The sequence below is a fragment of the SAR86 cluster bacterium genome (genome assembly GCA_029268615.1).
Classification (GTDB): Bacteria; Pseudomonadota; Gammaproteobacteria; order Magnimaribacterales; family Magnimaribacteraceae; genus JAQWNM01.
In genome coordinates this window covers 17,803-29,829 of sequence record JAQWNM010000015.1, presented here as the reverse complement: position 1 = coordinate 29,829, position 12,027 = coordinate 17,803, and the positions used below count along the sequence as shown (strand labels likewise).

Sequence of the window (12,027 nt, the reverse complement as noted above, 5' to 3'; positions counted from 1 at the left end):
AACTTCTTAAATAAAATTAAGATAACTTTATAACTCTTACTTTCTTAATTCTTCTTTTTTCAGTTGATTCTATAAAAAATTGTAATGATTCTATTGAAATACTATCATTCTTTTTAGGTATCTTTCCAAAATGATGACTCAATATACCACCCAAAGTATCAAAGTCTTCCTTCAGAAGATTTGAGTTAAATTCAAGATTAAAATCTTCTATGGGAGTAAGAGCTGAAACTAAATAACTTCCATCTTTATTCCTTTCTATCATTTTATTCAATTGATCGTCAGTTTCATCTTCAATTTCGCCCACGATCTCTTCTAATACATCCTCAATAGTAACCAATCCTGTCACTTCACCATACTCATCAATAACTATAGCCATGTGGTTCCTATTCATCCTAAATTCATCTAAAAGAGTATTCAGCTTCTTGCTTTCGGGAATTAATACTACTGGCCTCATTACTTTTGAAAAATCCGAAGTCTCAGTCTTTCCTAACAAGGACTCTGATAACAAATCCTTCGCAAGTAAAATTCCTATTATTTTGTTTATATCGGAATCAAAAATTGGGTATCTAGAATGGCCAGATTCTATTATTCTTTCATAAAAATCTTTTAAAGACTCCTTTGAGTCAACCATTATCATTTGAGTCTTTGGAATCATAATATCTCTGACTTTAGAAGTGCTTACCTTTAAAGCTCCTTCTAGCATTCTTAGAGTGCCTTTCTCTATAACACCATTAGAAGAAATATCTTTAAGGTGAACTAAAAAGGAAACCTTATCTTTAGGTTTGTAAGAAAACTTCTGATAAAAGCTTTTAGTAATTCTAAAAAAACGTTTCATGAAACCAAGCCCATAGGGCTTGGCGTTTATACTTGGAGGCTCTTCTTTCATTTAGTCTTCTATTATTTCTTAATAAGGATTAGTAATTTTTAACTTTTCTAATATAGAAATTTCTATGTTTTCCATAATACCAGCTTTAATTTCATTATTATGATCATAACCTAATAAATGTAGAGTGCCGTGAATAATAATATGAAATAGATGATTAGATAATTTTAAAGACCTAATATTAGCCTCTTTCTGGACAACTGACAAACAAATTGCTAAATCTCCTAGGTAAGAATTAGAGTTGAAATCTATAGGGGATAAATCTGGAAATGCAAGAATGTTAGTGCTTTTATCTACCTCTCTATATTTTAAATTCAGAGCCCTAATATCCTTATCTGATAAGAAAGCTATGGACATGTTAATTTTATTAAAATCTTTATTTCCTATTTCGGTAAATAAGAGTTGTATACAATTCTTTATTTGTTTTTTAGTTAAAGGCAGCTGTTTATTATGATTTTGAAATGTGATATCCATGAAAAGTATTACGACTAAAAATTATCATTCTCGTAAGCTTGGACTATTTTTTTTACAAGCCCATGCCTTACTACATCTCTTTCTGTAAAATTAATAAAACCAATTTCTTTTCCTAAATCTTTAAGCACTTCTTGAGCATGGATCAAGCCTGATTGAGACGAAGAAGGTAGATCAATTTGTGTTATATCACCTGTAATCACTGATTTAGACCCAAAACCAAACCTAGTTAAAAACATTTTCATCTGTTCTTTAGTTGCATTTTGGCTTTCATCCAAAATTATAAATGAATTATCTAATGTTCTTCCTCTCATAAAAGCTAATGGCAACGCTTCAATAATATTTTGATCTATCATCTGACTAACTTCGGCAAAACCTAACATCTCAAATAATGCGTCATACAGTGGCCTCAAATAAGGATCAATCTTTTGAGATAAATCTCCAGGAAGAAATCCTAATTTTTCTCCCGCTTCCACAGCTGGTCTTACCAGCATGATTCTTTGCACTTGACCACTTATCAACTGCTCTACAGCGGCCGCTATAGCAAGAAATGTTTTACCTGTTCCAGCAGGCCCAATTCCAAAAGTTATATCTCTGGTCTTAATAGTTTGAACATATTTCTTTTGTATATCACCTTTGGGTATAACTACTAATTTAGGGGTAACTAAATGGATTTTCTTTTGATTTTGATCTTGCATAACATCTATATCAGGAGAATTTAAAGCCTCTGCAAGATGTAAGTGCACATCCAATTGCGTTAATTCATTTGAAGAAGATAAATGTTCATATAAATCAAGCAATACCTTTTTTCCTATATCTAGATTACCTTCTTTACCGGACAGCTTAAAATTAAATCCTCTATTACTAATCTTTATCTCTAAAGTTTTTTCTATTTGCTTTAAGAAAAGATTTGTCGGTCCGCACAGATTCTGAATTCTTTGATGATCTTCTGGTTCTAATTGAAATTTTAAATTTTCCATATCATTAGACAGCTATTCCTCTCAAGCAATTTGGCAAAACCTCTATAATTTTTAAAGGGATTATTTTCCCAAAAATCTCTTTGCCCTCATCAGGAAAATTCACCACTCTGTTATTCTCAGTTCTAGCTTGAAACTCACCAGGGTCCTTTTTTGAACTCCCGAGCACAAGGCAGTTCTCAATTTTACCTAACATCTTTCGGCTTATATCTTGGGCTTGCCTCTTTAAGGCACTCTGTAGGAGTTCTAATCTCTCTTTTTTGACTTCTAAGGGCACAGAATCATTCATTTCTATTGCCTTAGTATTAGGTCTTTCACTGTACATAAAGCTATAAGATTCATCAAAGCCTATTGAAGTTACTAAATCCAGGGTTTGATTAAAGTCCTTATCTGTTTCGCCCGGAAAACCTACTATAAAGTCTGAAGATATTGAAATATTATCCCTAGTAGCATGAATCTTATCTATCAAATTTAGATATTGCTCCCTAGTGTGCCGCCTTCTCATTGCCTTAAGTATATTATTTGATCCACTCTGCACTGGTAAATGAATATGACTAACTAATTTTGGCTCTTCTCTATATACCTCAATTAGATCATCCCCAAATTCAAAAGGATGAGAGGTCGTATATCTAATTCTAGTCACAGCATCAATTTTTGCTGTTTCTCTAATAAGATTTGCCAAGCCTTCTCCCTTGACTTTAGATGAACTATCTCTATAAGCATTTACATTCTGTCCTAAATAAATTATCTCAGTTGTACCCTTTTTAACGAAGTGATGCACTTCATCCAAAATACCTTCTATATCTCTGCTTATCTCGTTACCACGGGTATGAGGGACGACACAGAAAGAACAGTATTTATTACAACCTTCCATAATAGACACCATAGATGAAGGCCCTTCTTCATTTGGCTGAGGTAGGACATCAAATTTCTCTGTTTTTGGAAATGAGATATCTATTGAAGTTTTATTATTTTTTTTAGAAGCATCATACAATTCTGGGACTTTATGAATTGTTTGAGGTCCAAAAATGATATCTACATAAGGAGCTCTTTTCTTTATTGCTGAACCTTCTTGACTAGCAACGCAACCTCCCACACCAATTTTGAGATCCTTATTTTTCTTTTTTAGCCTTTTCCACCTTCCCAATTGATGAAAAACCTTTTCTTGAGCTTTCTCCCTTATAGAACAAGTATTTAATAAAATTAAATCTGCCTCTTCTTCATTATGGGTTATTTTGAACTCATGACTATTATGCAAAAGGTCTTTCATACGATTAGAATCATATTCGTTCATTTGACACCCGTGGGTCTTGATGAATAGTTTTTTGCCCATATATAATAAATATAAATAATATGGGTGATGATTGTAATGGCTAAAAAAGGAATCTACAAAATTCTCTTAATTCAACTTGGAGAAATATATGAACTATATGCCCAATCTATCTTTCAAAGTGACCTTTATGGCTTTATTGAGATAGAAGAATATCTTTTTGATCAAAACTCAAAAATCCTCGTTGATCCTAGTGAAGAAAAACTAAAAAGCGAATTCAAAGGAGTCAAAAGAAGCTATATACCAATAGGTTCAATTATCCGAATAGATGAAGTTGATGAGAAAGGTAATCCAAAAATCACTGAACATAAAGGGGATAAAGTAACATCTATTCCTAATATTTTAGATGGAGGCTTCAAGAAAAAGGATTAATTACTATTTGCTTAAGTCCTTAAAAAGACTTCTTTTATAGTATTTCAGCTCTTCAATTGACTCTAACACATCAACCATTGCACGATGTCCTCCTTCTTTTCTAAAACTTTCTAAGGAATTAGGGAACCAACGTTTTGCAACTTCCTTTATAGAACTTACGTCTACATTTCTATAATGGAAAAAATTTTCAAGTTCAGGCATGTACAAAGATAAAAACTTTCTGTCATGGGATATAGAATTTCCGCATAAAGGAGACTTACCTGCTTCGGTGTACTGCTTAAGGAATTGAAGAGTTAATTGTTCTGCTTCTTCAATTGACATCTTGCTTATTCTTACTTTATCGATCAATCCTGAGTTTCCATGTTGGTCTACATTCCAAGCATCCATACCCTCTATAAATTCTTCTGGTTGATTGATTACTAAATTAGGCCCTTCTATCAATTGGTTCAGATCAGAATTAGTTACGACAGTAGCAATCTCTATAATTCTTTCAGATTCAGGGTCTAATCCTGTCATTTCTAAGTCCAGCCAAACTAAAGCTGGATATTTTTCATTTGTTAACATCTTATCCTTACAATAAAACAAGCAGTATAATGAAGGATGATGTATATAGTTAGAGAAAATTCACTGTCTTTAAAAAAAAATTTATTAGGGCTACTGTTTTTTTTTCTTATATCTTCATGTTCCTTGATAGGAAATTTATGGTACATGAACCTAGATAAATATTTAAATAGTTACTTTTTTGAATATGCTGAATTCTCTGAAACGCAAAAAACTTTTGTCAAAAATACAACTAAAGAATTCTTATACTGGCATAAAAAATTTGAACTTCCTGTGTATAGACAGCTCTTAGGTGAATTAAAAAAAATAGAAACATATAGAGACATTAAGTCACTTGAACTCTTATATGAGAAAATTTATTCGAACTTCATTGAAGTGAATAATTTCTTTCAACCAAATTTTATTGAGCTGGCATCTGGATTAAGCGATATACAAGTTCAAAGTATTTATTCGCACTTCCAGGAAATAAATAAAAAGAATAAAGAAGAATTTTTAGATCTCTCTAAGGAGGAATATCTCAATGAAACTAAAGAAAATACCATAGATGGATTCAAAAGATTGGCTATTAGACTCAATGCTTCTCAAAAAGAAATCTTATATAAAGAGCTAGATGACCTTGAAGATAACAGAGAGATTTATCTAGAAAGCCAGGAGGAATGGAATTTAAAGCTTCTTAAGATACTTAAAAACCGAGATAAGTCATCATTTAATAATGAACTATTGGAACATATCAATATTAACAGGGAGGAAGAAAATACTTTTTATGAAAGAAATAAACAAATTTTTCTATCTTCTTGTCTAAAAATTATGCAATCATTGGATAAAAAGCAATACTCACGTTTTGAAAAGAAAATTGACTACTATATAGAATTAATAAATGACTTAACCTAATGGTGAAAAAGAAAAAAACGAATAATAAATCTAACTTTGGTTTTATTGAGGTTGATACAGAAGAAAAGCCTAAACTTGTAAATGAAGTATTTGATAATGTATCTGAATATTATGACCTCATGAATGATTTATTATCTTTTGGAGCTCACAGACTTTGGAAGAGATTAGCAGTTGAGCTATCCTCAATAAGAGAAGATTTTAAAGTTCTAGACATAGCTGGAGGGACTGGTGATATAACGAAACTGATCTCGTCAAAGATAGGAGAAGGAGGACAACTGATTTTATCTGATTTTAATAAAAAAATGCTACTTGAGGGCAGAAATAGACTCCTTGATTCAGGAATAAATAATGTTTCCTATGCTCAAATAAATGCACAATATTTACCTTTTAATGATGATAGTTTTGATTTAGTGACTGTTGCATTTGGTTTAAGAAACTTTGCTGAAAAAGAAATAGCTCTCGAGTCAATTTATAATTCTCTAAAACCCAAAGGGAGTCTTATGGTGCTGGAATTCTCAAAACCTCAAAACGAGGTCTTTAAAGAACTCTATGATTTATATTCCTTTGAAGTAATGCCTATTATCGGAAATCTAATAACTAAAAGCTCAGAAAGTTATAGATACCTTGCAGAATCAATTAGGATGCACCCTGATCAGGATGAATTGAAAACACTATTTGAGGAAACTGGTTTCACTAATTGTAGTTATGAAAACCTTTTTAATGGAATAGTTGCCATTCATAGAGGATTCAAAGAATAGACATTATGATTGGAAATTTTTTTAGACTTCTTTTTCTTATTCACTTGCTCCTGAAATCTAGGATTGATCTACTTTTAAAGGAAAAATCTTTATACCCAACTTTACTTAAATATATTTTACTCTTCTCGCCTTATCAACTTATTAAACCTAAGGGAGATCATGGAGAAAGGCTAGCTAGAGGTCTTGAAAAGGGTGGTCCAGTATTTATAAAATTTGGTCAACTTCTTTCTACTAGACCTGACGTTTTAGAACCTAAGATACATGAAGGGCTCAAAAGATTACAAGCTAACCTTAATCCATTTGACTTACATCGAGCTAAACAAGTTATAGAAGAAGGGCTTAATGCTTCGATAGATAGTTTATTTGAGAGATTTTCTGAGGAGCCAATAGCCGCTGCGTCCATTGCTCAAGTATATGAAGCTTCTTTAAGGATAAAAAATGAAGACCCCGAGCTAGTTGCCATTAAAGTTGTTCGGCCAGGAATTGAAAAAATTATAAAACGAGATATATCGTTATTAAAAGCAATTGGAAGAATAATAGAAAAAATTTTTAAAAAAACTAAAAGGCTAAACTTAACTGCATTAATAGATGAATATGATTATGTAATTAATGCCGAATTGGATATGAGGATAGAAGCTTCAAATATATCGCAAACACGAAGAAATTTTGATAATAACTCTTTGCTTTATGTACCTAAAGTTTACGTTGATTTAACTTCTAAAAATCTCTTAGTAATGGAAAAAATAAAAGGCATAGCAATATCAGATATAACATCTCTTAAAGAGTTAGATGTTGACTTGAAGCTGCTATCAGAAAGAGGGGTTGAGATATTTCTAAAGCAAGTCTTCGTAGATAATTTCTTTCATGCGGACATGCATCCGGGAAATATATTTGTAAATGTTGATAATCCAGATGAACCAAGTTACATAGCTGTAGACTACGCCATAATTGGATCTCTTACTGAAGAAGAGCTATTTCAAATAGGGAAAATACTACTTGCGTTATTTAATAGAAATTTTTCAGAAATTGCTGAAATAATGATTGAAGCTAGCTGGGTTAATTCTGATACAAGAAAAGTTGAGTTGGAGAGAACTATTCAAGCTGCATGCGAACCAATATTTGACCAACCGATAGAAAAAATAAACTTTGGAAAACTTCTGATGTTTCTTTTTCAGTCAACCGAGAAATTCAATCTAAGCTTACCTTCTAGTCTAATGTTGCTTCAAAAAACTTTAATAAATGTTGAAGGTTTAGGAAAACAACTCTATCCTGAGTTGGACTTTTGGAAAATCGCAAAATCCTTCTTAAAGGAATGGATACAAGAGCGTTATAATCCCTTAAATCTAGATACATGGGTCAAAGAAAATGCTTTTGAATGGATTGAGAAATCCAAGAAACTTCCATCTATGGCAGAAAAGGCAATATCTCAAATAGGAAGACTTGAAGAATACAATACTCAAAGTGAATCAAGAAATAAAAAATTAATAAAAGAAATTAAGAATAACAATAAAAAACATGTTCTTTTTTATATATTGGTAACTGGAATTCTCCTTTGGAGTCTTAACAACATCTAGTTACAATCTCCTTATGAGAATAGAAAAAACAATTTTAGAAGAATTGGATGCGGTAATTGATAATAGAAAAAACTCTAACGGCACAGTATCTTATACAGCTAGTCTATTTGAAGGGGGCATCAATAAAATATCTGAAAAGATATTAGAAGAGGCAAAAGAACTAATTGAAGCGGCAAGTGGAAATAAGAAACGGAAAGATCAAATAATTCATGAAGCAGCTGATTTATTATTTCATATTTTAGTACTCTTAAACTTTGAAGATATTAAATCTCATCAGATGCTTTTAGAATTAAAGTCTAGAATGGGCATTTCTGGCTTAGAAGAAAAGAAAAATAGATAATAAGATAATATTGGAGAAAAAATTATGGGATTCAGCGGAATAAGCATTTGGCAAATATTAATTGTATTAGTGATAATTTTACTAATTTTTGGTCCAAAAAGATTAAAAGGCATAGGTAGTGATCTAGGCAACTCCATAAAGAACTTTAGAAAAGCTCTTAAAGACGAAGATAAAGAAGAAGATAAAGAAGAAAATAAGTAATTAATGTTTGATATCGGTTTCTTTGAACTCCTAATCGTCTCTTCTCTATTTCTAGTTGTTGTTGGCCCTGAAAGATTTCCTGAAGTAGCTAGAAATAGCATCAAATTTATGAGATGGATTAAAAATGTTTTTGACAAAGGAAAAGCTGAGGTTGAAAAGACAATAGGGCTACAGGAAATAAAACAAGATATATATAATCAAGATACTCTTAAAGAAATAAATAACTTTAAAGACGAAATGCAAAACCTAGATGATCAAAATCAAAAAAAGGATGGATAAAAATTCAAATGAACAAACTTTTTCGGATCATCTTCAAGAACTAAGATCTAGAATAATAAAAGCAGGTTTATTTATTTTAGTTTGCTTTATAGCTTTAATTTATTTTTCTAATGAAATATATGAATTTGCTTCAAAACCTTTACAAGCTTTCCTGCCTAATACATCTATGATTGCTACAGAAGTAGCTTCTCCCTTCCTTACTCCCATTAAATTAACTTTTTTTGTATCTCTATTAATATCTATGCCATATATCCTTTTTCAAATATGGAGCTTTATTTCTCCAGGAATGTATAAAGACGAAAAACGGCTTGCTTATGGTCTATTAATTTCAAGCATTATACTTTTTTATTCTGGAATACTATTTGCATATTACCTAGTTTTTCCATTAGTGTTTGGCTTCTTCACTAGTGCTGCACCTTTAGGTATTGCCGTAATGACTGACATACAAAGATATTTAGATTTTGTTCTGACCATGTTCTTTGCTTTTTCTGTATCTTTTGAAATTCCTATTCTAATCTTTTTATTAACTTGGGCTGGCATTACCTCTCCTGATGCTTTAGCTCAAAAAAGACCCTATGTGGTGATAGGATGTTTTGTGTTAGGCATGTTATTAACTCCTCCAGATGTAATTTCACAAACCCTTTTAGCAATCCCAGTATGGCTTTTATTTGAACTTGGGCTTTTATTCAGTAGAGTCTTTGGAAAAAAAGAATCTAATTAATTATTTAAATCTCAAAGAGAAAGGTTACAGGGCCGTCATTTATCAAATTCACCTGCATATCAGCGCCAAAAACACCTGATTTTACGTTCTTAAATTCAGATAAAAGTAAATCAAAGAATGTATTAAATAAATGAAGCCCCTTTTGAGGGTCTGCGGCCTCAGAAAAACTTGGTTTTATCCCTTTTTTTGTATTCATTGCAAGAGTTACTTGAGGTATAAGAAGTATTTCTCCATCTACTTCAATAATATTCTTTGATATTCTTCCATGAAGATCTGAAAATATATTATAACTTAGTAGTTTATTAGAAGCTTTATTGCAGGATTCTATATTATCTTTCTTTTCAATGGCCACAAAAACTAAAACCCCTTGATCAATACTAACTATTAAATTATCTTCTATCTTGATAGAAGCTCCTAATACTCGCTGTGCAAGTAATTTCAATTTACAGTTAACTCTCTAAATTAATATCCCATTCTCCTAAAGAGGCTCTTTTATTCATTAATGCTCTGTGAGATAAAGCCTTCTGTGCCTCTACAATATTTTCTTCTTTTCCTTGCCATATTTTGAGAGCAGGTTGCTGCAAAGCCCTTCCATAAGAAAAACTTAACTTCCAATCAAAACCGCCTATCTTATTCATGGCGTCTAGGTGCGCTGTTGCATTAATATCAGACTGCCCACCTGATAAAAATGTTACTCCTGGTAACTCATCAGGAACAGATTTTTTTAAACATTTAAGAGTAAGCTCTGCAACATCTTTAATGCTAGCCTTGTTTTTTCTTTCAGAACCTGAAGTAACCATATTTGGTTTTAAAATAACTCCCTTTAGGTCTACATCTTTTTCTTTTAAATAAGCAAATAGAGATTCTAAAGATCTACTAGTAACTTCAAAACAATCTTCAATCCCATGATCTCCATCCATAAGAACTTCTGGCTCTACCATTGGTACCATATTATTTTTTTGAACTAGCTTTGCATAATCTGCTAAAGCTTCCATATTTTTATCTATTGCTATTTGTGAAGGAATATTTTCTCCAATTCTTATAACAGCTCTCCATTTAGTAAATTTAGCACCAAGATTATAGTAGGCTTCTAGCCTTTCATTAAGCCCTTCTAACCCTACCGTAATTGTCTCATCTTCATATCCTTCAATAGGCTGCAAACCTTTATCTACCTTGATTCCTGGAAGCGCCCCTTGGTTAACTATAAGTTCAACGAGGGATATTCCATTTTTTGTATTTTGTTTGATTGTTTCATCAAATAGTATTACACCACCGATATTACCTTTCATGCCCTCAGAGCTAAATAATAATTCCCTGTATGTTCTTCTATTTTCTTCAGTAGACTCAACTCCAATAGAGTCAAATCTTTTGCCGCAAGTTGGATTGCTTTCATCCGCAGCAAGAATACCTTTTCCATCTGCCACTATATATGAGGCAATTTCTTCTAAAGTATTTAATGCCATATTCTTCTCCTAAAATTTGAAATTATCCTAAGCTTGATTGCTAGTTGACACAAGAGCTTTTGCCTCTAGAGCTTCAATAGCTGGTAATCTCTTCCCTTCCATATACTCTAAAAATGCTCCTCCTGCTGTGGATATGTAATCTAAAGAACTCAAAACTCCTAATTTTTCTGCCGCAGCAATTGTATCACCGCCACCCCCAACTGAATATCCTTCAGATTTAACTATCAAATCTGTTATTGCCTTTGTTCCGGATATAAATTCTTCAAATTCAAATAAACCTACAGGACCATTCCAAAGTATGACCTTAGCTTTGTCAAAAATTACATTTAAATCCGCAAAACTTTCAGGAGCTATATCAAATATAGCTTCATTAGCTTGTATAGAGCCAATATCAGAAACTCTTCCTTTACCTTCAACGGAATCAGAAACTATAACCTTTGAAGGTAAAAGAACATTTTCTTTATCTGAAAGCTCTCTAGCCTGGACAATCATGTCTTCTTCAAATAAAGATTTACCTATCTCATAGCCTTGAGCAGCCAAGCAGGTATTTGCTATTCCACCTCCTAAGATTATATGATCCATTTTATTAGCAAGGGAGTTTATCAAATCTAATTTTGTAGAAATCTTAGATCCTCCCAAGATTGCTATAGAAGGATGATTATTATTTTGATGTAATTGATTCAGCGAGAATAATTCTTCTTTAAGCAAAAAACCTCCGCAGGCTTCATCTGCTTTAGATATGACTCCTGTTGTAGAAGCATGAGCTCTATGGGATGTAGCAAATGCATCCATAATAAAAATATCGCACATTTTGGCTAGTTTTGAAGAAAGAGTTTCGTCATTAGACTTTTCTCCTAAACAGAATCTTATATTTTCTATTAAAACTACCTCTCCGGGTAGGGGGGTAAAATTATCATCGAGTGAATTTATTAGTTTGATTTCTCTATTTAATAATTCTCCTAGTCTTTTAGCTACGGGTTCCAAACTAAACTCCTTTTGGATTATTCCATTTTCTAAAGGTCGCCCTAAATGACTTAATATTTTTAATCTCCCTTTATTATCTAAAATATATCTTATTGTTTTCATAGAGCGAATAATCCTTTCATCATTGGAAATCCTTCCCTCCTGAATAGGTGTATTTAAGTCTAAACGTAAGAGTATATTTTTATTCTCAAGATTAAATTCATCTAGATATTGCATAGAAGA

At 32.0% G+C, this 12,027-nt stretch carries 16 protein-coding genes; 8 read left to right on the top strand and 8 right to left on the bottom strand.

Translation table 11 applies throughout. The features are described 5' to 3' along the window. Window positions 1-16: 16 nt before the first annotated feature. From P8J93_07740 to miaB, 4 genes are read right to left on the bottom strand one after another with little or no spacing between them, the layout of a single operon-like run. Window positions 17-886: a transporter associated domain-containing protein gene (locus P8J93_07740; GenBank protein ID MDG2061690.1), complete on the bottom strand. Its 870-nt coding sequence runs from the start codon at window positions 884-886 to the stop codon at window positions 17-19. Between the two features lie 18 nt (window positions 887-904). Further along, the gene (gene ybeY, locus P8J93_07735; protein ID MDG2061689.1) at window positions 905-1,357 is read right to left on the bottom strand and encodes an rRNA maturation RNase YbeY; all 453 of its coding nucleotides are present in this window, start codon (window positions 1,355-1,357) and stop codon (window positions 905-907) included. A gap of 14 nt (window positions 1,358-1,371) precedes the next feature. Further along, window positions 1,372-2,334, bottom strand: coding sequence for a PhoH family protein (locus P8J93_07730; protein MDG2061688.1), 963 nt, complete (start codon window positions 2,332-2,334; stop codon window positions 1,372-1,374). Between the two features lie 4 nt (window positions 2,335-2,338). Next, window positions 2,339-3,664, bottom strand: coding sequence for a tRNA (N6-isopentenyl adenosine(37)-C2)-methylthiotransferase MiaB (miaB, locus tag P8J93_07725; GenBank protein MDG2061687.1), 1,326 nt, complete (start codon window positions 3,662-3,664; stop codon window positions 2,339-2,341). Between the two features lie 36 nt (window positions 3,665-3,700). On the opposite strand from miaB, the gene P8J93_07720 reads away from it, so the two are divergent. Then, a complete protein-coding gene (locus P8J93_07720; protein MDG2061686.1) occupies window positions 3,701-4,033 on the top strand; it encodes a DUF1820 family protein in 333 nt (110 codons plus the stop codon). 3 nt (window positions 4,034-4,036) lie between these two features. Here P8J93_07720 and orn read toward each other — a convergent pair whose 3' ends face one another. Beyond that, the gene (orn, locus tag P8J93_07715; protein ID MDG2061685.1) at window positions 4,037-4,597 is read right to left on the bottom strand and encodes an oligoribonuclease; all 561 of its coding nucleotides are present in this window, start codon (window positions 4,595-4,597) and stop codon (window positions 4,037-4,039) included. Between the two features lie 144 nt (window positions 4,598-4,741). Between orn and P8J93_07710 the strand changes: the two genes are divergently transcribed. The 7 genes from P8J93_07710 to tatC are packed head-to-tail and all read left to right on the top strand — an operon-like array spanning window position 4,742 to window position 9,358. Beyond that, entirely contained in the window at window positions 4,742-5,485 is a 744-nt protein-coding gene (locus tag P8J93_07710; GenBank protein ID MDG2061684.1) for a DUF6279 family lipoprotein, read from the top strand. Further along, complete coding sequence (locus tag P8J93_07705; GenBank protein MDG2061683.1) at window positions 5,485-6,243, top strand: class I SAM-dependent methyltransferase; 759 nt, start codon at window positions 5,485-5,487, stop codon at window positions 6,241-6,243. The genes P8J93_07710 and P8J93_07705 overlap by 1 nt, the downstream gene beginning before the upstream one ends. 5 nt (window positions 6,244-6,248) lie before the next feature. Then, window positions 6,249-7,817 carry an AarF/UbiB family protein gene (locus tag P8J93_07700; protein ID MDG2061682.1) on the top strand — a complete coding sequence of 523 codons (1,569 nt, stop codon included), beginning with the start codon at window positions 6,249-6,251 and terminating at the stop codon, window positions 7,815-7,817. A gap of 13 nt (window positions 7,818-7,830) precedes the next feature. Beyond that, window positions 7,831-8,157: a phosphoribosyl-ATP diphosphatase gene (locus P8J93_07695; GenBank protein MDG2061681.1), complete on the top strand. Its 327-nt coding sequence runs from the start codon at window positions 7,831-7,833 to the stop codon at window positions 8,155-8,157. Between the two features lie 24 nt (window positions 8,158-8,181). Next, window positions 8,182-8,358 (top strand): twin-arginine translocase TatA/TatE family subunit, encoded by a 177-nt coding sequence (gene tatA / locus P8J93_07690; protein MDG2061680.1) that lies wholly within the window; start codon window positions 8,182-8,184, stop codon window positions 8,356-8,358. Between the two features lie 3 nt (window positions 8,359-8,361). After that, complete coding sequence (tatB, locus tag P8J93_07685) at window positions 8,362-8,637, top strand: Sec-independent protein translocase protein TatB (protein MDG2061679.1); 276 nt, start codon at window positions 8,362-8,364, stop codon at window positions 8,635-8,637. Continuing rightward, entirely contained in the window at window positions 8,609-9,358 is a 750-nt protein-coding gene (gene tatC / locus P8J93_07680) for a twin-arginine translocase subunit TatC (GenBank protein ID MDG2061678.1), read from the top strand. The genes tatB and tatC overlap by 29 nt, the downstream gene beginning before the upstream one ends. 4 nt (window positions 9,359-9,362) lie before the next feature. Here the strand turns inward: tatC and dtd are convergent, their stop codons facing one another. From dtd to P8J93_07665, 3 genes are read right to left on the bottom strand one after another with little or no spacing between them, the layout of a single operon-like run. Continuing rightward, window positions 9,363-9,800 (bottom strand): D-aminoacyl-tRNA deacylase, encoded by a 438-nt coding sequence (gene dtd / locus P8J93_07675; GenBank protein MDG2061677.1) that lies wholly within the window; start codon window positions 9,798-9,800, stop codon window positions 9,363-9,365. 7 nt (window positions 9,801-9,807) lie between these two features. Then, complete coding sequence (locus tag P8J93_07670; GenBank protein MDG2061676.1) at window positions 9,808-10,821, bottom strand: fructose-bisphosphate aldolase class I; 1,014 nt, start codon at window positions 10,819-10,821, stop codon at window positions 9,808-9,810. 27 nt (window positions 10,822-10,848) lie between these two features. Continuing rightward, a complete protein-coding gene (locus P8J93_07665; GenBank protein MDG2061675.1) occupies window positions 10,849-12,021 on the bottom strand; it encodes a phosphoglycerate kinase in 1,173 nt (390 codons plus the stop codon). Window positions 12,022-12,027: the final 6 nt, after the last annotated feature.

Bases quoted from the DNA above. Each gene is read 5' to 3' on its own strand.
- ybeY (MDG2061689.1), bottom strand. From the start codon at position 1,357: ATGGATATCACATTTCAAAATCATAATAAACAGCTGCCTTTAACTAAA.
- miaB (MDG2061687.1), bottom strand. From the start codon at position 3,664: ATGGGCAAAAAACTATTCATCAAGACCCACGGGTGTCAAATGAACGAA.
- P8J93_07670 (MDG2061676.1), bottom strand. From the start codon at position 10,821: ATGGCATTAAATACTTTAGAAGAAATTGCCTCATATATAGTGGCAGAT.
- P8J93_07665 (MDG2061675.1), bottom strand. From the start codon at position 12,021: ATGCAATATCTAGATGAATTTAATCTTGAGAATAAAAATATACTCTTA.
- P8J93_07720 (MDG2061686.1), top strand. From the start codon at position 3,701: ATGGCTAAAAAAGGAATCTACAAAATTCTCTTAATTCAACTTGGAGAA.
- P8J93_07740 (MDG2061690.1), bottom strand. From the start codon at position 886: ATGAAAGAAGAGCCTCCAAGTATAAACGCCAAGCCCTATGGGCTTGGT.
- tatC (MDG2061678.1), top strand. From the start codon at position 8,609: ATGATCAAAATCAAAAAAAGGATGGATAAAAATTCAAATGAACAAACT.
- P8J93_07700 (MDG2061682.1), top strand. From the start codon at position 6,249: ATGATTGGAAATTTTTTTAGACTTCTTTTTCTTATTCACTTGCTCCTG.
- tatA (MDG2061680.1), top strand. From the start codon at position 8,182: ATGGGATTCAGCGGAATAAGCATTTGGCAAATATTAATTGTATTAGTG.
- orn (MDG2061685.1), bottom strand. From the start codon at position 4,597: ATGTTAACAAATGAAAAATATCCAGCTTTAGTTTGGCTGGACTTAGAA.
- tatB (MDG2061679.1), top strand. From the start codon at position 8,362: ATGTTTGATATCGGTTTCTTTGAACTCCTAATCGTCTCTTCTCTATTT.
- P8J93_07710 (MDG2061684.1), top strand. From the start codon at position 4,742: ATGAACCTAGATAAATATTTAAATAGTTACTTTTTTGAATATGCTGAA.
- P8J93_07730 (MDG2061688.1), bottom strand. From the start codon at position 2,334: ATGGAAAATTTAAAATTTCAATTAGAACCAGAAGATCATCAAAGAATT.
- P8J93_07695 (MDG2061681.1), top strand. From the start codon at position 7,831: ATGAGAATAGAAAAAACAATTTTAGAAGAATTGGATGCGGTAATTGAT.
- P8J93_07705 (MDG2061683.1), top strand. From the start codon at position 5,485: ATGGTGAAAAAGAAAAAAACGAATAATAAATCTAACTTTGGTTTTATT.